16 protein-coding genes are annotated in these 24272 nt (G+C 75.0%); 7 read left to right on the top strand and 9 right to left on the bottom strand.

All coding sequences use genetic code 11. The annotated features are described in order from the left end of the window. Positions 1 to 377: 377 nt before the first annotated feature. The 3 genes from rosag_RS13570 to rosag_RS13560 are packed head-to-tail and all read right to left on the bottom strand — an operon-like array spanning position 378 to position 5796. The gene (locus rosag_RS13570) at positions 378 to 893 is read right to left on the bottom strand and encodes a gamma carbonic anhydrase family protein (RefSeq protein WP_284350680.1); all 516 of its coding nucleotides are present in this window, start codon (positions 891 to 893) and stop codon (positions 378 to 380) included. A 14-nt stretch (positions 894 to 907) separates the two neighbouring features. Further along, positions 908 to 3925 (bottom strand): hypothetical protein, encoded by a 3018-nt coding sequence (locus tag rosag_RS13565; RefSeq protein ID WP_284350679.1) that lies wholly within the window; start codon positions 3923 to 3925, stop codon positions 908 to 910. After that, a complete protein-coding gene (locus rosag_RS13560) occupies positions 3922 to 5796 on the bottom strand; it encodes an N-acetylmuramoyl-L-alanine amidase (protein ID WP_284350678.1) in 1875 nt (624 codons plus the stop codon). The genes rosag_RS13565 and rosag_RS13560 overlap by 4 nt, the downstream gene beginning before the upstream one ends. Before the next feature lie 302 nt (positions 5797 to 6098). On the opposite strand from rosag_RS13560, the gene rosag_RS13555 reads away from it, so the two are divergent. Beyond that, on the top strand, positions 6099 to 7310 hold the full coding sequence (locus rosag_RS13555) for a PP2C family protein-serine/threonine phosphatase (RefSeq protein ID WP_284350677.1): 1212 nt from the start codon (positions 6099 to 6101) through the stop codon (positions 7308 to 7310). A 19-nt stretch (positions 7311 to 7329) separates the two neighbouring features. Here the strand turns inward: rosag_RS13555 and rosag_RS13550 are convergent, their stop codons facing one another. Genes rosag_RS13550 through murQ form a run of 3 tightly spaced genes read right to left on the bottom strand, consistent with a single transcriptional unit; the run spans position 7330 to position 10943 of the window. After that, on the bottom strand, positions 7330 to 8829 hold the full coding sequence (locus tag rosag_RS13550) for a glycoside hydrolase family 3 protein (protein ID WP_284350676.1): 1500 nt from the start codon (positions 8827 to 8829) through the stop codon (positions 7330 to 7332). A gap of 6 nt (positions 8830 to 8835) precedes the next feature. Continuing rightward, positions 8836 to 10005, bottom strand: coding sequence for an anhydro-N-acetylmuramic acid kinase (locus tag rosag_RS13545; protein WP_284350675.1), 1170 nt, complete (start codon positions 10003 to 10005; stop codon positions 8836 to 8838). Continuing rightward, complete coding sequence (gene murQ, locus rosag_RS13540; RefSeq protein WP_284350674.1) at positions 10002 to 10943, bottom strand: N-acetylmuramic acid 6-phosphate etherase; 942 nt, start codon at positions 10941 to 10943, stop codon at positions 10002 to 10004. The genes rosag_RS13545 and murQ overlap by 4 nt, the downstream gene beginning before the upstream one ends. 174 nt (positions 10944 to 11117) lie before the next feature. Here murQ and rosag_RS13535 point away from each other — a divergent pair, with 174 nt between their 5' ends. Together rosag_RS13535 and ggt are read left to right on the top strand one after the other, a co-directional pair. Beyond that, positions 11118 to 11810, top strand: coding sequence for a hypothetical protein (locus rosag_RS13535; protein ID WP_284350673.1), 693 nt, complete (start codon positions 11118 to 11120; stop codon positions 11808 to 11810). A gap of 32 nt (positions 11811 to 11842) precedes the next feature. After that, a complete protein-coding gene (gene ggt / locus rosag_RS13530; RefSeq protein ID WP_284350672.1) occupies positions 11843 to 13612 on the top strand; it encodes a gamma-glutamyltransferase in 1770 nt (589 codons plus the stop codon). 186 nt (positions 13613 to 13798) lie between these two features. On the opposite strand, the gene rosag_RS13525 is transcribed toward ggt, so the two are convergent. Then, entirely contained in the window at positions 13799 to 15901 is a 2103-nt protein-coding gene (locus tag rosag_RS13525) for a serine/threonine-protein kinase (protein WP_284350671.1), read from the bottom strand. 181 nt (positions 15902 to 16082) lie between these two features. Beyond that, positions 16083 to 17006, bottom strand: a complete 924-nt coding sequence (locus rosag_RS13520; RefSeq protein WP_284350670.1) for a YMGG-like glycine zipper-containing protein — start codon at positions 17004 to 17006, stop codon at positions 16083 to 16085. A 186-nt stretch (positions 17007 to 17192) separates the two neighbouring features. Between rosag_RS13520 and rosag_RS13515 the strand changes: the two genes are divergently transcribed. The 3 genes from rosag_RS13515 to rosag_RS13505 all read left to right on the top strand — a co-directional run bounded on the left by rosag_RS13515 (position 17193) and on the right by rosag_RS13505 (position 20574). Then, positions 17193 to 19160, top strand: coding sequence for an ABC transporter ATP-binding protein (locus rosag_RS13515; protein ID WP_284350669.1), 1968 nt, complete (start codon positions 17193 to 17195; stop codon positions 19158 to 19160). 94 nt (positions 19161 to 19254) lie between these two features. Further along, positions 19255 to 20160 (top strand): sensor histidine kinase, encoded by a 906-nt coding sequence (locus rosag_RS13510; RefSeq protein WP_284350668.1) that lies wholly within the window; start codon positions 19255 to 19257, stop codon positions 20158 to 20160. A gap of 24 nt (positions 20161 to 20184) precedes the next feature. Next, positions 20185 to 20574 (top strand): response regulator, encoded by a 390-nt coding sequence (locus tag rosag_RS13505; protein WP_284350667.1) that lies wholly within the window; start codon positions 20185 to 20187, stop codon positions 20572 to 20574. Positions 20575 to 21012: 438 nt separating this feature from the next. Here rosag_RS13505 and rosag_RS13500 read toward each other — a convergent pair whose 3' ends face one another. Continuing rightward, positions 21013 to 21735: a cytochrome c biogenesis CcdA family protein gene (locus tag rosag_RS13500; protein ID WP_284350666.1), complete on the bottom strand. Its 723-nt coding sequence runs from the start codon at positions 21733 to 21735 to the stop codon at positions 21013 to 21015. Between the two features lie 88 nt (positions 21736 to 21823). Between rosag_RS13500 and rosag_RS13495 the strand changes: the two genes are divergently transcribed. Continuing rightward, the gene (locus rosag_RS13495) at positions 21824 to 24271 is read left to right on the top strand and encodes a TonB-dependent receptor (protein ID WP_284350665.1); all 2448 of its coding nucleotides are present in this window, start codon (positions 21824 to 21826) and stop codon (positions 24269 to 24271) included. The last annotated feature ends 1 nt before the right edge of the window (position 24272 follow it).

Below are 24272 nucleotides of genomic sequence, written 5' to 3'. Positions count from 1 at the left end.
GCGGCCACCCATTCGTTCCCGTCCCGCCCTCCGCGACGGACGCGGGTACTGCCACCCCGCGCCAGTCCGGCAGGACAGGTCGTAAACGTCGATGGGACAACGCGTAAGCATGTGTGCGGCGACCGTGGAATTGGGCACCTTCGGCGACCTGTCCGACGTCGGACGGGAGCGCCACACCCACGCGCTTCCGGTCCGACTTGCTCGCTTGCACGAATGGCATGGAGCGGGCCACGACAAACGTGCGTCGCGGGACATTCGTGGCCCGCGCCTCCGTCGCGCTGCCACTCCTGATACCCCGCAGACCGCGCGTCACTCCCTCGCCATGAGCGCCGCGCGCATGGCGGCGTGACGCTGGCGGCGCGCTGGCCGGGCGCCGGCTACGGCGTCGGACCAGGCGTCGGAGGATGCGCCGGGAACTCGCCCGCGCGGTGCCGCGCCTGGAGCCGCAGGTACGCCTCCGCCGTCCGGCGGATGCGCGCACGCTCCTCGTCGGTCGTCGCGCGCATCAGCCGCGCGGGCACGCCCGCCACGAGTGAGCCGGGCGGCACGGCCATCCCCTCGCGCACCACGGCGCCCGCCGCGACGAGGCTCCCGGCGCCGAGCACCGCGCCGTTCAGCACGAGCGCGCCCATGCCCACGAGGACGTCGTCCTCCACGGTGGCGCCGTGCACCACCGCGCGGTGCCCGACGGTCACGCGCGCGCCGAGCACGCACGGCAGCCCGGGATCCGCGTGCAGCACGGCGCCGTCCTGCACGTTGCTCCCCTCCCCCACGACGATCCGCTCGTTGTCGCCGCGGAGCACCGCGTACGGCCACACGCTCGCGCCGTCATGCAGAGTGACGTCGCCGCAGACGAAGGCGAGGGGGTGGACGAACGCAGCAGGGTCGATCATGCGCGCACCATCCGTCAGAAGGAGAGGCCGAGCGTTCCGTACACCGTCACGCGGTTGGACGCGCGCTCGGTCTCGCGCACCGGCGCGGCGGCGCCCACGCGCAGCCGGTAGCCCTGGTCGTACTGCAGCGCCGCGTCGAGGTTGAGCTCCGCGCCCACGGACGTGAGCCAGCGTGGCGCGTCGGGCGACACGACCAGGTTCGGCGCCCCGCTCGACGTGCGGCGACACAGCGTCTGCTCGGCGCGATCGACATCGGCGGGGCACCACGCGGTCGCCGCGTCGGCGAAGGCGCTCACCGACACGCGGTCGAGGAAGGCGGGCAGCAGCGCCAGCCCGCGCGCGGGGAGCAGCAGCGGCGCGCGGTACTCCACCGACGCGGCGGCCGCGCGCAGGCCGCGCTGCGCGCCCGCGGGAAAGCCGCGCGCGCCGAACGTGCGCGCCGGATCGCCCACCGAGACGCCGGGCAGGAGCACCGCGCTGCTCCCGCTCACGCCACCCGCCGAGAACTCGGTCGCGGTGCGCCGGTCCGTCACGCCACCGGCGGCGCGCACGGCGATCACGTGGTGCGAGAAGCCCGGCAGGTCGAGCGAGCGGTACGCGCGCGCGACGCCGACCGCGCGGCGCGACGCGCCCGACGCGATGCCCGCGCCATCCTGCCAGCGCTGCTGCGCGCTGAACGACAGCGCGACGCCGTCCTCCGGCGAGATGCTGAGGAGCGGGCGGCGCGCGTTGGTCCACGCGCCGCTGACGCCGAGCGTCGGGAAGGACGCGCCGATCACCGAGTCCGCGAACGCGGCGAGCGCCGGCAGCGTCGAGCGATACGCGCGCGTCTCCCAGAACGCGCCGACGGAGAGCGAGGAGCTGGTGCGGTAGCGCGGGCGCGCGAACACGAGGCTCGCGCCGACCTGCCGCGTGCGGCGGTCGAGCGGGCGCTCCTCGCGCGCGCCGCTGCTGCGCTGCACGGCCAGCGTGTCGTACTGCCAGCCCTGCGTCGCGAAGAGGTCGACGTACGGCCGCGCGGCGCGCACCAGCCGGTACGAGACGTCGCCCTCGAGATCGCGCGTCTCGACGTTCATGCTGAGCGACGCGTCGTACGAGTGGCGCCCGAGCACGTCCTGCCCGCTCGTCGCGGCGCCGAGCAGCGTGCCGCCGCCGTCGGCCTGCGCGCCGAGCGGCGTCCAGTAGCGCGGCAGCAGCGAGCGCCATGCGCGGTACGCGCGCGTTGCGCCGGGCGCCGCGGCGACGTCGCCGACGGTGGACGTCTGCGCGAACGCCGGCGCGGAGAGCGCCGCGTCGTCGGCCGTATCGCGCCCGATCTCCCGCACCGCGAGGTGCAGCCCGTCGGCGCGCAGCAGCATCGCGGCCAGTCGACCGCCCTCGGGCGACGGGACGGGCTGCGTGACGCCGAGCGCGGTCACGTCCACGCGGCGCGGGCGCGCGTCGTCGAGCGTCGCGGCGTAGGGCTGCGGCGTGCCGCTGCGGTCGGACGACCAGACGATCGTGCGCCCGTCGGTCGCCCACGATGGCGCGGAGACGACCGCGCGCTCGTCGCTTAGCACGTGGCGCGTGAGCCCGGTCGTGTCGAGCACCACGACGGCCGATCGTCCGCCGCGCGTCAGCCGCACCGCCGCGACGAGCGCGCCGTCGGGCGACCAGCGCGGCTCGGCCCACTGCGTGTCCGCCGCCGCGAGCGTCAGCGCCGCGACGGTCGAGCCGTCCGCGCTGACGCGCACGAGCCGCGTCGTGCCCGCCACGTTCTGCACGGCGACGATCGCGCCGTCGCGCGCGCGCGCGTCCGGATGCGACAGCCGCTGGCCGTGCGTCAGCCGCCGCTGTCCGCGCGACGCCGCGCCGAAGTCGATCGTGCGCCCGGTCTGCACCCAGAGGTCGCCGCGCACGGTGAACGGGTCCGCGTACTCCAGCTGCGAGAAGAGCGTCCCCCCCGCGAACGGTCCCGCCGCCAGCAGGACGTTCGGCGAGAGCGCGTTGCGCCGCCCCAGCCGCTCGCGCGCGCCGCCGAGCGTCACGCGGTACTCGCCCGCCACCGCGCGCCCCTCGCTCGCGGCGTAGACGATCGTACGCGCGTCCTGCCAGCGCGGGTACGCCGCGTACCATCCCTCGCGCGTCAGCAGCCGCCACGACGCGTCGCGCGTCGCACTGCCCGAGGAGTCGGCGCGCAGCTGCGCGCTCAGCGAGTCGCGCCACCGCTGCCACCCGCGCTCGAACGACATCCCGAATCCGAGCCGCGACGCGTGGTTCAGGCGGTATGGGATCAGCATGCCGCTCGTGCGCTCGACGAAGCGGCGCATGCCGTCGGGCGGGCCGTGGCGCGCGACGTAGTCCACCACGAGCGAGCCGTGCACGTACGCCTGCGACCCGCCCGGGAACACCGAGCTCTCGAGGCTCAGCTGGTCGAGGCGCGGCAGGCGCGACTCGGCCGCCGCGGTGCGCGCCAGCAGCCGGTGCTCGCTGCCGACGATGCGGCCCGCGCCGGTGATCTTCGACTCGAAGTAGACCGCGAGGCCCTCCGTCAGCCACGACGGCGCGTACGCGTTGGGGAAGAGCGCGGGGTTCCGCCCGAACACGCGCTGGAGCCCGCGCCACACGCCGCGCGAGCGGTCCAGGTGGAAGACGTGCGTCAGCTCGTGGGTGATGAGCAGCGCGCTCCAGTCGTCGTAGAAGCGGAGCGACGAGACGTCCACGGGCGGCTGCGCGTAGACGACGATCCGGTTCGACGGAAACGTGTTCGCGTAGCCGTTGCTGAAGTCGACGTTGTCGGCGACGACGAGATCGACGGGCCCGCGCGGCGGCGTCAGCTCGGCCGCCAGCCGCGCCCACGCGCGCTCCGCGTCCGCCGCCGCGCGCCGGCCCTGCGTCTCGTGCTCGGCGCGGAAGTGGACGAGGAAGTGCGTGGTGGAGAGGGTGCGCCAGTCACCGCGCGGGTCGATGCCCTGGCCGGCGACGTCGCGCGCGCCGAGCGCGAGGCTCGCGATGAGGATCGTGCGAGCGAGTCGTCCGAGCGTCGCGCTCACGGCGCCTGCCGCTTCGCCAACCCGCGGAAGTACTCCTCCACTCCGTCAGCCACGGCGCGCGCATACAGCTCGCGCCCTTCCGGCGACCGCAGCGACGCCTCCTGCTCCGGGAACATCAGGAAGAGCCCCTCGGTCAGGATCGCGGGCATCCACGGCGGACGCGCGACGGCGAGGTTCTGGTAGTGGATGCCGATGTCGCGCACGCGGAAGCGGCGCACCATCTCGCGCTGCACCAGCCGCGCGAGCGGCTCGGAGTGCTGGTGGAAGAACAGCGTGCTCGTGCCCGCGTTCGCGTACGGGTTCACGCCGTCGGGGAAGGCGTTGAGGTGGATCGACACGAACGCGTGGCCGTTCGCGCGGCGCGCCATGATCCCGCGGTCGCCGAGCGGCACCGGGTCGGCCGTCGTGCGCGTCATGACGACCGTCGCGCCGCGCTGCTGCAGGAGGTCGCGCACGCGCTCCGCCACGGGCAGCACCGCGACCGGCTCCCACAATCCGGTCGGGCCCGTGGCGCCGCCCGGCGGATGGCCGGCGTCGACGACGATCCGCATGCCCCGCAGCGGACGCGCGGGATCGACCGCGGGCGTGCGCCGCACGCGCAGCACGAAGCCGCGCGCGGGATCCCACATCGCCAGGTAGCCGAACGGATCCTCCGACAGCCGCAGCGTCACGCGGACGCGGTCGGTCGCTTCCTGCTCCCAGACGACCTGCCGCACGAGCGAGTCCGTCGCCGTGCCCCAGAGCGGGAGGATGTCGGGCGACAGCGTCGTGCCGTACAGCACGAGGTCGATCTCGCGCCCGCGCTCGACGATCTGGTACGGCGGCCGCTCGGCCAGCGGGACCAGGAAGTCCACCCACTCCGCGGCCGGCGCGACGCGCGCGCCACCGGCGACGCGCCGCGGCGGCGACCAGCCCGCGGGCAGCGCGATGACCTCGCTGCTGTCGACCCACACCTCGAGCTGCTGGTCGAGCCGCACGCGCGTCATGCCGCCCTGCATGCCCGTGCGCTCGACGGGCGTGCCGGGCGCGAAGAACCACTTGTACGTGCCGTCGGGCGTCGGGCGGCCGACGACCACGCGGTCGGTGTCGGGGACCGCCGTCACGCGCCCGAGCTGCACCCAGTCGCGCGCGAGCGCAGTCGAGTCCGCGACGGAGATCCGTCCCACGCGCAGCCGCACCGTGTCCGCGTCGCGCGCGATCAGCACGCGCGCCTCGGGCGCCTGCGCGAGCGCACGCGCCGGCACCTCGGTCACCCAGGTCGTCGCCGCGTCGTCGCCCGTCGCGCCGACACTGCCGCGCGCGGCCGCCGCGTCGACGAGCGGCACGCGCCGATCGCCGTCGAGCGCGAGCCACGCCGTGGCGTTGCGCGGCGCGCGCACCGTCACGCGCACCGGCTCGTCGGCGCGGAGGACGCTGCGCCCCGCCGGGCTCACGCTGCCGCTGTCGACCGCCAGGCGGCCGGTCGCCGCGAGGATGCGGCGAGCGGGCACGCGCACCGGCACCGTCCGGCGCGCCGACTCGGCGCCGCGCGTCGCCACCAGCTCGTAGCGCGGCGCGGCGGCCGGCGGCACGGGGAGGAAGGCGAGGAAGGCGCCGTTGGGAGCAACGGGAACGGTCGCGCCGTTGATCGTCAGCGTCGCGTCGCCGCTGCCGACCGACCCGAAGATGAACGTCGAGTCGCGCGGCCCGACCGACGCCTGCGCGCCCGGCGACACGACACGGATGTCGAGCGGCCGTCCGGTCACGGCCGGAATGGGCGGCAGGCCCAGGGGACCGGCATCGGGGGCGGGCGTGGCGCCGGGCGCGGCGCCCCGTCCGGGCGCGCAGGCGGCGAGCAGAGCGAGCAGCGGCAGGGCCACGTGGAGGGCCACGTGGCGGGCGCGAGCGGGGCGGCGGATCATCGGCGGAAGGTACTCGGCGGCCGTGAACGCGGCGAAGGGGCGCACACCCGAGCGTCGCGACTGATTGCCTCCCCTTCGGCGGGTCTCTACCTTCGACCACGCATGGCATCGTTCGACGTCCGCCGCCCCGCCGCCCCGCGTGCCTCCGGGATCTCCCGGAGGGGCGAGCCGCGTCCCGCTCACGGGCCGCGCGCTCTCCCACGCAGCCGCGGAACCTCGGCGCGTCTCTGCCGTAGTGGGCTCATGCAGCCGACTCCCAGCCGACCGGACGCGTGAGCACCGGTCTTCCCCACTCCTCGCTGCCGGAGGCCGAGCAGGCCCCCGACGAGACGCGCGCGTCCGAGGCTCGCATGCGCGACGGCGTCGTCTCCGTGCAGGTGTGCGCGCTGACCGACGTCGGCCGCACCCGCGAGCACAACGAGGACGCGTTCCTCGTGGGCGACCTGGGCCAGCCCGAGCCGCTGACCTTCCTCGACGACGCGGCGGCCATCAGCGGGACGCAGGACGTGCGCGTCCGCGAGATCGAGCCGAGCGGGCCGGGGCTGCTCTTCCTGGTGGCGGACGGGCTGGGCGGCGCGGCCGCCGGCGAGATCGCCAGCCGCATGGGCGCGCGGGCCGTCTTCGACGCCATGCGCGTGCGCCTCCCCGAGGCCGGCGAGAGCGCGGAGGACTTCGCGATCGCGCTCCGCGACGCGGTGCTCTCGGCCAACTCGGCCATCCACCAGCACGCGGCCAAGCACGCGGAGCTGCGCGGCATGGGCACGACGCTGACGGCCGCGGCGCTCTACGGCGACACGCTCTTCCTGGCGCAGGTCGGCGACAGCCGCGCGTACCTGCTCCGCGACGGCGTGATGCAGCAGCTGACGAAGGACCAGTCGCTGATGCAGAAGCTGGTGGAGGCCGGCGAGATCACGCCCGAGCAGGCCGAGACGAGCGTGCGCCGCAACATCATCCTTCAGGCCCTGGGGCCCGAGGCGAGCGTGAAGGTCGACCTCACGCACCAGCCCATCCGCCGCGGCGACCTGCTGCTCCTCTGCAGCGACGGGCTCTCGGGCCAGGTGCGCACGCCCGAGCTGGCCGACGCGACCACGCAGGCGCCCGACCTCGCGGCGCTCTGCCGCGAGCTGATCGCGCGCGCCAACGCGACGGGCGGCCCGGACAACATCACCGTCGTCGCGGCCCGCTTCGACGGCGACGGGCTGGCCGATGCGTCGGTCCAGGACGCCGTGGGGCACCAGCGCTTCCCGATCGGCACGCCAACGCCGGAGACGCCGCTGTCGCCCGTGGTGGGGCGGATGCCCGACCGCCCCAAGTCGCTCGAGATGCCGGCCGTCGTGCCGCCCACGCCCGCGCCGGTGGCGCCCGCCGTGCCGCCCGTGGACCTGGCCGAGCGGCAGGACCGCGCGAAGGTCGTCTACGCGGGGCTCGCGCTGCTGGCCGTGGTGCTGGCCGCGCTGCTCGCCTGGCGGCTGCTGAAGCCCTGAGCGCCCCGCCCGCGGCGCGCTAGCCGCGCCGCGCCAGCAGCCAGCGCGCGACCGCCTGCTGCATCGCGCGGTCGCCGGACCAGCCGCACACCACCGGCGCGTCGCCCGGGATCGTCCCGACGAGGCGCGGATGGTCGAACTGCAGCACGATGACCTGCCGGCCGGCCGCCCGCGCCTCGTCGCATGCCGCGCGCACGGCCGCGAGCGACTCGGGCGCGTAGCCCGCGCGCCCCTTCCACGGCCGCACCTCGCCGAACAGCGCGACCACGCGCGCCGTCGTGCCCGCACCCGCGCCCGCGTCCGCGTCCGCGGCGCGCACCTCGACGCCTGCGCGCCGCAGCGCCTCGGCCAGCGGCTCGCGGCTCGGCAGCCGGCTCGCGCTCGCGGGCACGCCGTCGGTCGCCACCAGCGCGTCGTCGTCCACGACCACCAGCTCCATCGCGCCGCCGATGCGCGGCTCGGCGCCGCGCGCGACGTGCACGACCCGGTCGGCGAGCTGCGCGCCCCAGGCGGCGTCGGCGGCGATGGGCCGGCGCCAGTCGTTCGGCGGCGCGGCCCACTGCGCCCACTTGAGCCGGCGGCGCACGCTCTGCTGCACGCGCACGGGATCGAGCACGCGGTCGGCGAGCGCGCGCTCCAGCGCGGCGGCGGTGCCCGCGAGGTCGCGCGGCGCCAGCAGCACGTCGCACCCCGCGGAGATCGCGCGCACGGCCGCGTCGCCCTCGCTGCCGGCGACCTGCATCACGGCGCCCATCTGCAGCCCGTCGGCGACCAGCAGGCCGTCGTAGCGCATCTGCTGCCGCAGGAGCCACGTCAGCAGCTCGCGCGACAGCGTCGCCGGCAGCCCGCTCGGATCGAGCGACGGATACGACACGTGCGCCGCCATCATCGACGCGACGCCGGCCTGGATCACGGCGCGGAACGGCGCGAGGTCGGTGGCGTGCAGCGTGTCGCGGTCGGTGCTCACGACCGGCAGCGCGCGGTGCGGATCGACGGTCGTGCGGCCGTGTCCCGGGAAGTGCTTCGCGCACGCGACCACGCCCTCGGCCTGGCACGCCTCGATCCACGCGACGGCGAGACGCCCCACGCGCTCCGGATCGCTCCCCAGCACGCGCGTGCCGAGGACGGGATTGTCCGGCTCGAGGTCGAGGTCGCAGACGGGGCCGAACGTCCAGTTCACGCCCATCGTGCGCGCCTCGCGCGCGGTCAGGCGCGCGGCGCGGCGCAGCGCCTCCATGTCGTCGAGCGCCGCGATGGCGGCGAGCGGCGGCAGCCCCGTCGCACCGCCGAACTGCTGCCCCGCGCCGCGCTCCATGTCGGCGCCCACCAGCAGCGGCACGCGCGACTTCTGCTGCAGCTCGCGCGTCAGCGCGCGCACGGCGTCCTGCTCGCCGCCGTACAGCGCGAATCCGCCGACGCCCAGCGCCAGCGCCTCCGCGATCGCGGGACGCGCGCTCTCGAAGCGGCCGTTGGGGTCCGCGACGACGGCGGGGATCAGGAGGCGTGCGGTCTCGCTCACGTCGCGTCAGCCGGCCGGGGTGAGCTTGCCGAGCACGCGCGGCCCGCGCGCGCCGGTGGCGCCGGGGACGTTGCCCGGGCGCCGCTCCACGTGCAGGAAGCCGAGCAGCGCGAACGCCACGGCCTCCTTCGCCTCGCCGTCGAAGAAGACGGCGTCGAACGCGCGCACCGCGGGCGCGTCCGCGCGCGCCGCCAGCTCGCGCGCGATCGACTCGACGAGCACCGGGTTGCGCGCGCCGCCGCCCGAGAGCAGCACCTCGCGCACCGGCTCGGGCAGGAAGCGTCGATAGGCGTCGGCGACGCTGCGCGCGGTCAGCGACACCGCCGTCGCGACGAGGTCCTCGTCGGTCGCAGTCGGCCGCGCGGCGCGGCAGTCGTCGATCAGGCGCGCGGTGTACGCGGCGCTGAACAGCTCGCGTCCGGTGGACTTGGGCGGCGGCGCGGCGAAGTACGGCTCCGCGAGCAGCGCGTCCACGACCGCGGCCACCGGCGTGCCGGCGCGCGCGAGCTGGCCGTCGACGTCGTACGGCAGCTGCGGGCGCACGCGGCGCGCGACCGCGTCGATCACCGCGACGCCGGGCCCCGTGTCGAACGCGCGCACGCCGGCGGTCGGATCCACCGCGCCGCGCGACGGCGGCACCACGGTCACGTTGCCGATCCCGCCGAGATTCTGCAGCGCGCGCCAGTGCTCCGGCGCGGCGAACAGCAGCGCGTCGGCGATCGGAACGAGCGGCGCGCCCTGCCCGCCCGCGGCCACGTCGCGCACGCGGAAGTCGCTCACGACGTCCACGCCCAGGCGCTCCGCGATCACCGCCGACTCGCCCGCCTGCCACGTCGAGTGCCCCGGCTCGTGCCAGAGCGTCTGCCCGTGCGAGCAGACCGCGCGCACGTCGGCACGCGCGACGCCGCTCTCGGCCAGCAGCGCGGCCGCCGCGTCGGCGAGCCAGCCCCCCAGGTCCGCGCCGAGCATGCAGTAGTCGCGCGCGCTGCCCGATTCCATCGCGGCCAGCAGGCGCGCGCGCTGCGATGCGTCGTACGGCTGCTGCACGAAGCCCAGCAGCTCGACGCCCAGCACGTCGCCGTCGGGGAGGAAGCGCGCGGCCGCCGCCGAGATGCCGTCGGTCGAGGTGCCCGACATCAGGCCGACGTAGACGTCGGGACCGCGCGCGGCGCTCACGCTCCGTCCGCTCCCGCGCCGGCCGTCACGGGCGGTGGCGCGTCGGGCACCACGCGCCGGATCACCCCGCCCGCCTCCTCCAGCGCACGCTCGGCCGCGTCGCGATCGACGCCGAGCTTCTGCATCACGATCGCCGTCTTCACGCTGCCGCCCGAGCGCTCGATGAGCGCGCGCGCGTCCTCGCGCGCCACGCCGCACACCTCCATCACGATGCGCTCGCTGCGGTCGACGAGCTTCACGTTCGTCGCGCGCAGGTCCACCATCAGGTTGCCGTACGCCTTGCCGACGCGGATCATCGCGCCCGTCGTGATGGTGTTGAGCACCAGCTTCGTCGCGGTGCCGGCCTTGAGCCGCGTGGAGCCGGTGAGCACCTCGGGCCCGGTGATCGTCACGATCGGCACGTCCACGTGTTCGAGCGTCGCGGCCGGCGGCGGCGAGCAGGCGACGATCGCCGTGCGCGCGCCGAGCTCCTTCGCGCGGGCCAGCACGCCGCGCACGTAGGGCGTGGTACCGCTGGCCGCGATGCCGATGACGAAGTCGCCCGCGCGCACGCCGCGCGCGTCCACGTCGCGCGCGCCGCCCTCGGGCGAGTCCTCGGCCCCTTCCTGCGCGCGGAACATCGCCGCCTCGCCGCCGGCGATCATCCCCTGCACGAGGTCGAAGCCGACGCCGAAGGTCGGCGGGCACTCGCTCGCGTCCAGCACGCCCAGGCGGCCCGACGTGCCGGCGCCCGCGTAGAACAGGCGCCCACCGCGGCGGAACGTCGCCTCGGTCTCGGCCACGGCCTGCGCGATCTGCTCGCGCTGCGAGGCCACCGCGTCCGCCACCGTGCGATCCTCCGCGTTCATGAGGTCGACGATGCCGAGCGGCGACGCGAGGTCGATGTCGACGGTGCGCGGGTTGCGCTGCTCGGTGACGCGGCTTTCGCGAACGGTCACGCTGTGGGGGCGCGGCGTGGGAGGAAGGGCCACCGCGCGCGGATCTCCGCTGGTGTCGAGGTGGCAGACGCGGCGCTAAGTTACCCACCGCGTCCCGAGAGCGGCAAGCCGACCGCGCCGTGGCCCCTCGCCATGCGTGACGCCCCGCACACGTCGAGAGGATCCGTGCCCCCCGTGCTTCGCGCTTCCGGCCGCTCGCTGCCGACCTTCCTCGTGCTCGCGTCGCTCGCGCTGGCCGCACCGGCGGCCCACGCGCAGCCGCGGTCGCGCGGCCTCCGCAGCGAGCCGAGCGTGTGGGTCTCCGCCACCGCCGGGCTGCTGCAGGCCGAGACGATCCTCGACGGCCGCACGAACGCGTCGTGGGACTTCGCGGACAACACGCTGCAGTACCGCGCGACCCTCGAGACCGCCTTCGCGCCGGGGATGACGTTCGGCGCGCAGGTCTCGTGGGCGCCCTCCGTCGCCACCGCGGTGCGCAGCCTGGGCCTCGCCGACCGACCGGTGCTCGTCGGCTGCGAGAACGGCTGCGCCGCCAGCGCCGACCTGCTCGGCGTCGAGGCGATCGGGCGCCTGGGCGGCGGCCAGGGGCTGCATCAGGTCATCGAGCTGACCGCGGGCGTCCAGCAGCTGCGCAACCTGCGGCTCGAGGGCGGCGCCCCGCTCGCGCCGGAGCGCGACAGCGACCTCCACGCCTCGCTCGGCTACGGCATCGGCTTCGGGTTCTCGTCACGCGCGTCGGTCGCGATCGTGCAGGAGTTCGGGATCGTCAGCCACCAGCGCGATTTCATCCCGCGCGATCGCAACGGCATCACGCAGCAGCGCGCCACGCGCCTCACCGTCCGCTTCGGCTCGGGCGCGCGGCGCTGAGCCGCGCCCCTCTCCTTCCCCCTCTCGCTCGCATGACCGCCCCAGCGCCCTCGTCGCTCCGTGCCCGCCGCGCCCTCGCGCTGCCCGTGCTGCTCACGCTCGCCGCGGGATGCGCGCCGCGCGCGACGACCAACCGCGGCGACGACGCGCTCGGCGCGCGCCGCACGCCCACGTTCCCCGCCGAGTGGCGCTTCCGCCCCGGCGCGCGCGCCGAGTTCGGGCGCGAGGCGATGATCGCGAGCAACAGCCGCGAGGCCAGCGAGGCGGGCGTGCAGATCCTGCGCGCGGGCGGCAACGCCGTGGACGCGGCGGTCGCGGTGGGCTACGCGATGGCGGTCACGTATCCGGTCGCCGGCAACATCGGCGGCGGCGGGTTCATGGTGATCCGCCTGGCCGACGGCCGCGCGGCGACGATCGACTACCGCGAGGTCGCGCCGCTCGCGGCCACGCGCAACATGTACCTCGACGCGAACGGGCAGCCGACGGACCGCAGCCGCGTCGGCCACCTGGCCGTCGGCGTGCCGGGCGCGGTGATGGGCATGTCCGAGGCGCTCGCGAAGTTCGGCACGAAGTCGCTGGCCGAGGTGATGGCGCCCGCGATCCGGCTGGCCGATGAGGGCTTCGTCATCGACAGCGCGTTCTGGCGCGGGCTGCGGAGCGACAGCGCGAAGAACGTGAAGTACGGCGGCGCCGCGCTGTTCTATCCCGGCGGCGCGCCGCTGCGCCCCGGCACGCGGCTGGTGCAGAAGGACCTCGCCGCGACGCTGCGCCGCATCGCCCAGCGCGGGCCACGCGAGTTCTACGAAGGGCAGACGGCCGACCTGCTGGTGGCCGAGATGCAGCGCGGCGGTGGGCTCATCACGAAGCAGGACCTCGCGCAGTACAAGGCGATCTGGCGCGAGCCGCTGCGCACGACGTACCGCGGGCACACGGTGCTGGGCATGCCGCCGGTGTCGAGCGGCGGCACGACGTCGTTCGCGATCCTGCACATGCTCGAGACGCGCGACACGCTGCCGACGTTCGGCAGCGCCGCGTACGCGCACCTGTTCGCGGAGGCCGAGCGCCGCGCGTTCATCGACCGCAACACGAAGCTGTGCGATCCGGCGTTCTGCACCGTGCCGGTGGCGGAGCTGACGAGCAAGGACTACGCGCGGAAGCTGGCGGCGACCATCGACCCGCAGCACGCGTCGCGCACGGGCGCGCTGATGCAGGCGCCGACGGGGCTGCACACGACGCACTACTCGGTGGTGGACCGCCAGGGCAACGCCGTCAGCACGACGACGACGCTCAACCTCGGCTACGGCTCGGGCGTGTACGTCACGGGCGCGGGCTTCTTCCTCAACGACGAGATGGACGACCTGGCCGCCGCGCCGGGCAAGCCGAACGCGTTCGGCCTGATCGAGGGCGAGCAGAACGCGGTGCAGCCGGGCAAGCGGCCGCTGTCGTCGATGACGCCGACGATCGTGCTCGACCCGCGCGGGCAGGTGCTGCTCGTGGCCGGCGCCGCGGGCGGCCCGACGATCATCTCGGGCACGACGCAGGTGATCCTGAACGTGATCGACCACAGGATGACGCTCGCCGACGCGATGCGTGCGCCGCGCCTGCACCACCAGGCGCGCCCCGACTCGATCGCCTACGAGCGCAACGGGCTGACGCCGGCGGCGCTGGACTCGCTGAAGGCGATGGGGCACGGCCTCGAGCAGCGCGGCAGCATGGTGAACGTCAACGCCGTGATGCGCGTGCGCGGCGGCTGGGAGGGCGTGAGCGAGCCGCGCTCGGTGGGGGCTGCGGTCGGGTACTGAGGCGCGCCGGACCCGAACGGCAACGGCAGCAAGGATGAAATCCGACAGGATCTGATAACGACGGATGGCTCCGCGTGGGTGCGATGTCGATCGCGCCACTCCGGAGCCATCCGTCGTTATCAGACCTTATCCGATCTTCATCCTTGCAGATGCCGTTCAGGGTCCGGCGCGCCGGCCCGTCCCGGCTCAAGGAATGAGCTTCCGCTTCCGCAGCTCGTACTCGCTGCCCTTGTGCCCCTGCGCGTACGCCTTGCGGTGCCACTCGATCGCCTGGCTGTCGGACTTCGGCACCCCGCGCCCGCCCAGGTACGCCATCCCGAGCCGGTACTGCGCCGCGGAGTCGCCCTGCGCGGCGGCCTTCTGCCACCAGGTCACGGCCTCGCCCTCGTTCTTCTTCACGCCGCGCCCGTCCTTGTAGGCGTTGCCGAGGGCGAGCATCGACGTCACGTCGCCACTGCCGGCCGCGCGCCCGTACCACGCCATCGCGCTCGCCTCGTCGCGCGGCACGCCGGCGCCGCGCGCCAGCCGCTCCGCGAGCGTGCGCTGCGACGCGACGTGCCCGCCGTCCGCCGCGCGGCGCAGCAGCGTCGCCGCGCGCGCCGGATCCGCCGGCACGCCGCGCCCCTCGTCGAGCATGCGCGCCAGCTGCGCCGACGACTCGACGTCCCCCTTCTCGCTCGCCTGCTGGAACCAGGCGGCCGCCGAGTCCATGCGGCCCGCGCGCTCGGCCAGCGTGCCGAGGGTGCGCAGCGTCGCCGGCCGGTCGGGCGCCTGACGCGCGCTGGCCGCGCAGGCGACGCTCGCGTCGGCGGTCCAGCGCGGGTTGGCCGCCCACGCCTCGCACGAGCGGCGCTTCAGCAGCCGCACGCCGTTGAGGTACGCCGTGGCCGCGGGCGTGCCCATCGTCAGCCCCGCACGGCGCACCGTCTGGCTGTCGGCGGCGAGCGCGCGCGCCAGCGAGTCGGCCGGCGACACCGAGTCCGCAAGCGCGCCCGCGGCGCTGTCGCCGCTCGCGCGCAGCGTGCCGGTCGGCGGGATCACGTTCTCGACGGGGAGCGGCAGCGCGCTGTCGGACGCGATGCCGCCGGCCGCGCCCGCGGCGCCCGCGGCGCCCGCGGAGGTGCGGCTCCACACCGTCGCACCCACGCCGCCGACGATCACCAGCGTCGCCGCCAGCCAGGCCGCCGCGCGCGTCTTCGACGTCGCGGGCGCGGGCTGCGCGGGGATCGCGAGGTGCGGCGTGTACGGCGGCACGCTTCCCGTCGTGCGCAGCACCTCCGCCGCATACGACGGATCGCTCTTCACCGCGTCCATGAAGGCGCGCACCGACGGGAAGCGGTCCTCGGGGTCCTTGGCCATCGCGCGCTCGATGGCGGCGACGAGCGCGGGCGGCGCGTCCTTCGCGATGCTGTGCAGCGGCGTCGCCGCGCCCACGAGCTGCTTGGCGAGGATCGCGCGCACCGACGGCCCGTCGAACGGCAGCACGCCCGCGAGCATGCGGTACGCGACGACGGCGAGCGAGTACTGGTCGGCGCGCGCGTCGATCGTGCGCTCGCCGGCCGCCTGCTCGGGCGCCATGTAGTGCGGCGTCCCCATCACGAGCCCGGTGCTCGTGAGCGAGATCGAGTGCCCGTCCGCACCCGCCTCGATCGCCTTCGCGATGCCGAAGTCCATCAGCAGGACCTGGTCGTCGCGGCGGTCGAGCATGATGTTGTCGGGCTTCACGTCGCGGTGCACGATCTCCGCCTCGTGCGCCGTGCTGAGCGCGTCCGCCGCCTGCATCAGGATCGCGCGCGCCGACTCGACCGGCAGCCGGCCGACGCGGTCCATGCGCGCCTTCAGCGACTCGCCGCGGATGTACGGCATCACGATGTACGCGATCCCGTCCGCCTCGCCGAGGTCGTAGATCGGCATGATGTGCGGATGGCGCAGCGCGGCGATCACCTCGGCCTCGCGGCGGAAGCGCTGCATCATCTGCGCGTTCACCGCGAAGTCCGGGCGCGTGACCTTCACCGCCACCTCGCGCTTCAGCCGCAGGTCGCGCGCGAGGAAGACCTCCGCGAAGCCGCCCGAGCCGATGCGCTCTCCCAGCTCGTACGTCGGCCCGAGCAGCCGGCGGAGCTTGGGGAGGACCTCGTCCATCGTGATCCCGCTGATCTCGGGGACGACGTACTCCCCCGTCTGGCGGTCGATGCCGGCGGGGGTGGCCGTGCCGCACGCGTAGCAGAACGCGGCGTACGTCGGCAGCGGGGTCTTGCAGCTGGGGCAGGAACGCGCGGTCTGCGGCAAACGCCCCTCCGGGCGGGTGGAAAGCCGCGCCACGATGCGGCCCGAGCCGCACGGGCGCAAGGCTGTGGCGCCGGCCCTCCAGCGCAAGAGGACACCGGCCGGACGCCAGCCGGAGGCCCCCGAACGCGACGCGGGGGGCGGCCATCGGCCGCCCCCCGCGCTCCCTGCCCTCAGCTCGATCTCAGAGCCGCACCTGCACCGCGTCCGTCAGCCGGACCGCGATCCGGGCGCCGTCGTTCAGGCACCCCTCGTAGTTCGCGGTCGCCGCCGCCGTCGCGGCACCCGCCGCCGCACCGGTCGCCGCGCCGATGATCGTGCCCTTCGTGTCCTTGCCGATCACCTGGCCCGCGATGGCGCCGATGACCGCGCCGCCGATCACCTTCTGGCGGTCCTTGCTCGCGGGCTGGTTGCGCACGCGGCTCACGTCCGCGCTCTCGGTCGCGGCGTCCACCGCGTACGTGCGCCCGCCGAACGTCAGCGCGACGACGCGGAAGCCCATCTCGATCTTGTCGCGCACGTTCTCGCTGCGATCGAGCTTCGTCACCTCGACGGTCGCCGTCGCGCCGGCGGGCACGCGCGCGCCGTTGGCGCCCGTCACCGCGTCGCTGACCGTGGCCGTGAAGCGGTCGCCGACCTTGTGCGTGTTGGTGCACACGCGGCTGTTCGACGTCAGCGAGAGCTGCGTGCCGGCGGGCAGGCTGCCCGTGCCGGTGCGCTCCGCGGTGCCCGCACCGCCCGTCGCGGGCGTCACCGTGTTGCCGCTCGCCGTGCGCGTGGGCGTCGTGGGGGCCGGCGCGGGAGCCGGCGTCGACGGACGCGGCGCGGTGGGCCGCGGCGCCGGGCGCGAGGTCGTCGGCCGCGGGGTCGGCGCGGGCGTCACGGGAGCCGGCGCGGGCGTCACGGGCGCGGGCTCCGGGGTCGTGGCCGGCACGTCGGTCAGCTGCGGCTGCGCGGCGCTGTCGGCGTTCGCCAGCGCGAGGTCGCGGTTGAGCGCGGAGTCCTGCAGCGCGGCGTCGGTCTTCTCGCTGCCACCGCAGGCGGCCATCGACGCGGCGGCGGACAGCGCGAGCACGAGCGGCAGACGGCGACGGATATATTGGGGCATGCGACGACTCCGGAGTGGTGTGGTGTCCATGGTGCGGAGGTGCCGGTCTGTCGTACCCGCCCTGGCGGGGGGAGTGCCGGAGTGAGCGCCCCTGCGGCTGCTGCCGGCCGCGACCGCGGGCAAGCTCGCAAGGGGGCAAGGCCGATGCCAGCCTCGGCCGCTCTGCGCCGCCTCGTGCCCTTTCTCGTGCCCTACCGCACACGATTGGCGGTCGGGCTCGTGCTCGTGGTGGCCTCGGCCGCCATGGGCAGCGTCGTGCCGTGGCTGCTGCGGTCCGCGATCGACGCCCTGCGCGCGGGCGCGCCGGCCGCGCGGCTCTGGACGCTCGCGGGCACGATGGTCGGGCTCTCGCTCGTGGGCGGCTTCGGCCGCTTCTGGATGCGCGAGATCCTCAACGGCATCAGCCGCGAGGTCGAGACGGACCTGCGTGACACCGTCTTCGGACACCTGCTGTCCCTCGACGCGGCCGCGCTGGCGCCGTGGCGCACCGGCGAGCTGATGGCGCGCCTCACGAACGACCTGAGCGCGGTACGCATGGCCGCCGGCCCGGCGATCATGTACCTCACGAACACGATCGCGGGCGGCGCCTTCGCGCTCGTGTTCATGCTGCGCATCGACGCGCGGCTCACGGGCCTCGCGCTCCTGCCGATGGCGCTCCTGCCGGTGGTGATGATCCGCCTCGGCCGCCTGGTCCACGACCGCTTCGAGGCGGTGCAGGAGCACTTCGGCGCGATGACGACGCGCGTGCAGGAGAACCTCTCGGGGACGCGCGTCGTGCGCGCCTACCGGCAGGAGGAAGCCGAGGAGGAGCGCTTCGGCGCGGCGAACGCGGAGTACGTGCGGCGCAACCTCGCGCTCGCGCGGCTGAACGGCGTGATGAACCCCGCGTTCGGCCTGCTCGCGGGGCTCGGCTCGGTCGTCGTGCTGGGCGTCGGCGGCGGGCTCGCGGTGCGCGGCACGATCAGCGTCGGCGCCTTCGTCGCCTTCGGCCTCTACCTCGGCATGCTCACCTGGCCGCTGATCGCGCTGGGTTGGGTGACGAACCTCTTCCAGCGCGGTGCCGCGTCGATGGCGCGCATCGTCGAGGTGCTGGACACGCGCGCGACGATCGCGAGTGCCGCGACGCCGGCCGCGCTGCCGCCGCTCGCCGACGGGGCGGTCGCGCGCACCGGGCGCCGGCTGCAGTTCCGCGACGTCGGCTTCCACTTTCCCTCGCTGCGCTCGGGACAGGTCGGGTCTGAGTCTGAGGGCGAGACGCGCTGGGCGCTGCGCCACGTCTCGTTCGACCTGCCGCCCGGCGGGCTGCTGGGCGTCGTGGGCGCCATCGGCAGCGGCAAGACGGCGCTGCTGGAGCTCGTGCCGCGCCTGTGGGACCCGCAGGAGGGCGAGATCCTGCTCGACGGCGTGCCGCTGCGCGCGCTGCCGCTGGACGTGCTGCGCCGCGAGATCGGCTTCGTGCCGCAGGAGTCGCTGCTCTTCAGCGACACGGTGGGCGCGAACATCGCCTACGGCCTCGAGGCAAACGATCGTGAATCATCGGTTCTCGGCGCTCGGCGCTCGGCGCTCGCTTCGCGGACCGACGAGGCGAGCGCCGAGCGCCGAGCGCCGAACTCGGAGGAGCCGAGCGCTGTCACGGCGGCGGAAGAAGCCACCAGCGGCGTCTCCGATCCCGATCCGGTCGTCCGTTGGGCCGCCGACGTCGCCCAGCTCGACGAGACGGTCGCGGGCTTCCCGGCCGGCTACGCGACGATGCTCGGCGAGCGCGGCGTGAACCTCTCCGGCGGACAGAAGCAGCGCGCCGCGATCGCGCGCGCCCTCGCTCGCCATCCGAGCGTCGTCCTGCTCGACGACGCGCTCTCGGCGGTCGACACGCACACCGAGGCCGCGATCCTGGGCGCGCTCCGCAGCGCGCTGGCGGGGCGGACCACGCTCATCGCCTCGCACCGCATCAGCGCCGTGCGCGACGCGTCGTGGATCCTCGTGCTGGAGGAGGGGCAGGTCGTCGAGCAGGGCCGCCACGACGAGCTGGTCGCGCTCGGCGGGCGCTACGCCGCCATCGTCCGGCGGCAGCGGCTGGAGGAGGACGTGGAGCAGCGGGCCAGCGAGCTCTCGGACGCGGACGCCCTGGTGGGCGACCCGGCGAGCCCGAGCTGAGGCGTCACCAGCGCCTCAGAATTCCGCACCCGGAGGTCGTGATCGGGGCCGCGGCCGGTGGCAGGGGCCTCCGACAAACGGTAGGTTTGGCCCCATGACCCAGCTGTCCCCTGCCCCGGGCGCGCCGACCATGGCTCCCGGGCCTTCGGACGGGCCGACGCCCGCGCCCGAGGCCCCCGAGAGCCGCCTTCCCGAGATGCTGGAGGCGCGGCTGGCGCTCCTCGAGGCCCAGACGGGCGAGGCCGCGCGACTGATCGCCGAGCTGCAGGCGCGGGACCGGCTGAAGACGCAGTTCCTGGCGAACATCTCGCACGACCTGCGCACGCCGCTGACGGCGATCATCACGCACGCCGAGATCATGCGCGACGGGATCCTCGGCGACCTGTCGGAGCGCCAGCGCACGAGCATCCTCGGCATCATCAAGGGGGGCCACCAGCTGCTGCAGATGGTGGGCGAGATCCTCACCTACGCGCGCGGCGCGGCCGACCAGCTCGCGCTGTCGCCGAGCGACTTCGCGCTGTCGGCGGTGGTGGAGCAGCTCATCGCGCTCAACCAGCCGCTCGCCGCGAAGAAGAAGGTCGCGCTGACGTCCGAGGTGGTCGGCACGCTGCCGCTGCTGCGCGCCGACCGCGAGAAGCTGTCGCACGTCCTCGGGAACCTGCTGGGCAACGCGATCCACTTCACGCCGGAGGGCGGACGCGTGTGGATCGCCGCGCGCGAGCGCGAAGGCGCCCGCGCGACGCGCGAGCTGCTGGTCGAGGTGGGCGACACGGGCATCGGCATCGCGCCCGAGCACCACGAGCTGATCTTCCGCGAGTTCGCGCAGGTCGACGCGTCCACGTCGCGGCAGCACCACGGCACGGGCCTCGGCCTCGCGATCGCGCGCAAGCTCGTGGAGCTGCACGGCGGCCGGATCTGGGTCGAGAGCGCGCTCTCGCAGGGCAGCCGCTTCTACTTCACGATCCCGCTCGAGACGCGCGCGCCCGACGCGGATGCGTGACCGGCCCGCGCTGCCGACGTCGCGATGACCGCGCCGCTCGTGCTGCTGGTGGACGACAGCCCGCTCGTCACCGAGGCGCTCGGCATCCTGCTCGTCGAGACGGGGCACCGCGTGGCGACGGCGGGCAGCGTGCGCGAGGCGGTGGAGACCGCGCGCGCGGAGCGTCCGGACGTGATCCTGCTGGACCTCACGCTGCCCGACGGGGACGGGCTGCAGGTGCTGCGCACGCTGGCCGCGGAAGGCATCGCGCCTCGCGCGACGGTCGCGCTCACCGGCCACGACGACGCGCTGACGACCGCGCGCTGCCTGGAGGCGGGCTGCCGGGCGGTGCTCGGCAAGCCGGTGCCGGCGATGACGCTGCTGCGCGGGCTGCGCGAGTGGACCGCGCCCGACGCCCCGGACGCGTCGGCGTAGCGCGTAGCGAGCGAGGCCGGAGGAATAGCGGCGGCGCTCGCGCCGTCCACGCGATCGGAAAGTGAGGCGGCTGCGTGCACGCGTGCCGCGCGCCGCGCGGCCTTCCCGTTCGCGCCGGAACCCCTTGCCTATTGGGGAGGATACGGATGCGCCGGATGCGGCGGATGCTCCGGATCGCTCCTCACCGGTGCGAGGCTCCATGCGTCACGAGGAGCGATCCGCAGCATCCGTCTTGATCGGAAGCATCCGCATCCCTCCCAAAAGCCGAAGGGCTCGGGTGCGTGGGACCCTGAACGGGATTGGACAGGATGACGGGATGACCAGGAGGCTCCGTGTGGCGCGTGGTTCCGTGCGCCGGCATGGAGCCTCCTGGTCATCCCGTCATCCTGTCTTGCGGTTCGTCGTTCAGATCCGCGGCCCGCAGTCCGCAGCCGCCGCTCAGATGCGATTGTAGATGGCGTCCGGCGTCAGCGCCTGCAGCCGCGTCGCGAGGCGCGTGAACTGGTTGGTGACCATCAGCACGCCGACCACGATCAGCAGCGCGCCCGACACGCGCGACAGCACCAGCAGCTTGCTGCGGATGCGCGCGAAGAAGTCGAGGAAGTGCTGCAGCGCCAGCGCCGACGCGACGAACGGCACCGCGAGGCCGAGCGAGTACGACGCGAGCAGGCCGGTGCCGCGCACCAGGTCCGGGTTGCTCATGTTGTACGTGAAGATCGCGCCCAGGATCGGCCCGATGCACGGCGTCCACCCCGCCCCGAAGGCGATCCCCACCAGCACCGTGCCGAGGTAGCCGGCCGGCTTGTCGGCGAGGTGCACGCGGCGCTCGCGCGCGAACAGCGCGACGTTGAACACGCCCAGCAGGTAGAGGCCGAAGACGACGATCAGCACCCCGCCGATCTTCGTGATCGCGCCACGATACGCGATCAGCAGCCGGCCCAGCGCGGTCGCGCCGGCGCCGAGGGCGATGAAGATCAGCGAGAAGCCCAGCACGAACAGCAGCGAGTGCACGAGCGCCGCGCGCCGCGCGCGCGTCGCGTCGTCGAGGCTCAGCCCCGTGATGAACGTGACGTAGCTGGGGATGAGCGGCAGCACGCAGGGCGACAGGAAGCTGAGCAGCCCCGCGGTGAACGCGACGATGAAGCCGACGGAGGTTTCCATGGAGACGGTGGGAGACCCTGAAAGTATGACCGGGCGCCCCGGCCGTCACCGTCGGGTGTGCCGCCACACCGGGTAGTATGTTTCCCCCGTGCGGTTCCCTTCATCGGTCGTTCGACCCCTCTCGGCGCTGCTGGCCCTCGTCGGCGCCGGCGGCGCCGGCGCGCAGCCGCCGCGCGACGCGCGTCCGGGCGCGCCCGCCGTAGTCCCGCCCGCCGCCACGGGCGCCGTCCGCGGCGTCGTGGTGTCCGCCCGCGCCGGCGAGCCGCTCCCACGCGCCGCCGTGACCGTCGAGCGGGCGGGCGATCCCGGAGGCCGTGAGCTGCGGCGCGCGGCGACCGACGACGCGGGCGCCTTCCTCGCCGACGCGATCCCCGAGGGTCCGGTGGTCGTCCGCGCGCGCGCGCTGGGGCACCGCCCCGTCTCGCGCGTGGTGACCGTGCGCGCGGGCGACACCGTCACGGTGCGCCTGACGCTCGAGCCGGCCGTGCAGGAGCTGGCCGCGGTGCAGGCCCGCGAGCGCGTGGGCGAGCGCGCGCGCTTCGAGCAGGTGCCGGAGGTCGGCCAGGTCACCATCACCGGGCGCGCGCTGCGCGCGTTGCCGAGCATCGGCGAGCCGGACGTGCTGCGCACCGCGCAGCTGATGGCGGGCGTCGTCGCGCGGAACGACTTCAGCGCGGGCTACAACGTCCGCGGCGGCGAGAGCGACCAGAACCTCGTGCTCCTCGACGGGATCCCCGTGTACAACCCGTTCCACCTGGGCGGCCTGTTCGGCACCTTCGTCGACCAGGCGGTGGCGAGCGTCGACCTGTCGGTCGGTGGCTTCCCGGCGGAGCACGGCGGGCGGCTCTCCAGCGTCCTCGACGTGCGGCCGAAGGCCGAGGAGCGCCGCGGCGTGCACGGCGCCGCGCAGGTCTCGCTCGTCTCCACCAGCGGCGCGGTGGGCGGCGCGTTCGGCCGCACGCCGGACGGCGACGCGCGCACCTCGTGGAACGTCGCCGCGCGCCGCACCTACCTCGACGCACTGGTGGGCGCGCTGTCGGAGCGCACCCTGCCCTACCACTTCCAGGACGCGCAGCTGCACGTGGCGCAGCGCGTCGGCAGCGGGACGCTGGCGCTCACCGCGTACGCGGGCGCCGACGTCCTCGATGGCAGCTTCGCGCAGTTCGGCGACTCGGCGCGCGCGGGCGGCGGCGACTTCGCGTTCACGTGGGGCAACGCGCTGGCGGGGCTCGCGTGGCGGCAGCCGCTGGCCCGGCTCGCGCGAACGGTGGGCGGCGCGGACAGCGCGCAGCTCGTGCAGCGTGCGTCGGTGACGCGCTTCTCGACGACGCTCGACCTGGGCGACGGGACGGTCCGCTTCGTGAACGACGTGACCGAGGCACGCGTCGCGGGCCAGCTCTCGGCCACCGGCGCGTGGGGCGGCCGCCACACGCCGCGCGTGGGCTACGAGGCGGCGCGCGTGTCGGTGGCGTACGATGCGGGGAGCAACGCGTCGCCGTCCGACCTGTTCACGCTGCGCCAGCAGCCGACCGTGCTCGCGGCCTACGTGGACGACACGTGGCGCGTGCATCCGCGGCTGCTGGCGCGCGTCGGCGCGCGGCTGGAGGGCGTGGGCGGCGCGCGCTGGGGCGCGCTGTCGCCGCGCGCGTCGGTGCGCTGGTTCGCGACGCCGGACCTCGCGCTCACGCTCGCCGGCGGCCAGTACACGCAGGCGATGCACGCGGTGCGCAACGAGGACGCGCCGGTGCGCATCTTCGACTTCTGGGTCGGCAGCGACCGCTACGTGCGTCCGAGCCGCGCCACGCATCTCGTCCTCGGCGCCGAGCGGTGGATGGGGGCGCTCGCGTTCGCGCGGGTGGAGGCGTGGGGCAAGGGCTTCACCGACGTGCCCGAGCCGAACGACGGCGACGACCCCGCGGTGCGCGGCGACGAGTTCAATCGCCTGCGCGGCCGCGCGTACGGCGTGGACGTGCTGCTCCGCCGGCTGGAGGGCACGCGCGTCGCGGGCTGGGTCGCGTACGGCTACGCGGTGAGCACGCGCGAGCCGTCGGGCGCGTCGCCGGGCGCGACGGGCGTCTCGTTCCTGCGCGGCGGATCGTTCTGGCCCGCGCAGGACCGCCGGCACACGCTGAACGTGGTCGGCACGTGGCGCGCGGGACGCGCGTGGGTGACGAGCGCGCGCTTCGGCTTCGGCTCCGGCACGCCCTTCACCGACATCGAGGGGCAGCTCGTGCGGCGCGTCTACGACGGGATGCGCAACTCGTGGGACACCGGCACGCGCACACGCGAGCCCGAGGCGATCGGCGGCCTGCGGAACGGCGTCCGCTACCCGGTGTTCCACCGCCTCGACCTCGGCCTGTCGCGCAGCTTCCAGCGCGGCGCGACGACGTGGACGCCGTCGCTGTCGCTGGTGAACGCCTACAACCGCCGCAACACCTTCGTGTACACGTTCGACTACACGGCGCAGCCGCCCACCCGCCAGGCCGTCTCGCAGTTCCCGCTGCTGCCCAGCGTGGGGCTGGCGGTGGAGTTCTGAG

It is taken from the genome of Roseisolibacter agri (genome assembly GCF_030159095.1).
Lineage (GTDB): Bacteria > Gemmatimonadota > Gemmatimonadetes > Gemmatimonadales > Gemmatimonadaceae > Roseisolibacter > Roseisolibacter agri.
The sequence above is the reverse complement of the archived record's forward strand: the minus strand, read 5'-3'. Positions and strand labels throughout refer to the sequence as shown.

Bases quoted from the DNA above. Each gene is read 5' to 3' on its own strand.
- ggt (WP_284350672.1), top strand. From the start codon at position 11,843: ATGACCGCCCCAGCGCCCTCGTCGCTCCGTGCCCGCCGCGCCCTCGCG.
- rosag_RS13510 (WP_284350668.1), top strand. From the start codon at position 19,255: ATGACCCAGCTGTCCCCTGCCCCGGGCGCGCCGACCATGGCTCCCGGG.
- rosag_RS13505 (WP_284350667.1), top strand. From the start codon at position 20,185: ATGACCGCGCCGCTCGTGCTGCTGGTGGACGACAGCCCGCTCGTCACC.
- rosag_RS13500 (WP_284350666.1), bottom strand. From the start codon at position 21,735: ATGGAAACCTCCGTCGGCTTCATCGTCGCGTTCACCGCGGGGCTGCTC.
- rosag_RS13520 (WP_284350670.1), bottom strand. From the start codon at position 17,006: ATGCCCCAATATATCCGTCGCCGTCTGCCGCTCGTGCTCGCGCTGTCC.
- rosag_RS13570 (WP_284350680.1), bottom strand. From the start codon at position 893: ATGATCGACCCTGCTGCGTTCGTCCACCCCCTCGCCTTCGTCTGCGGC.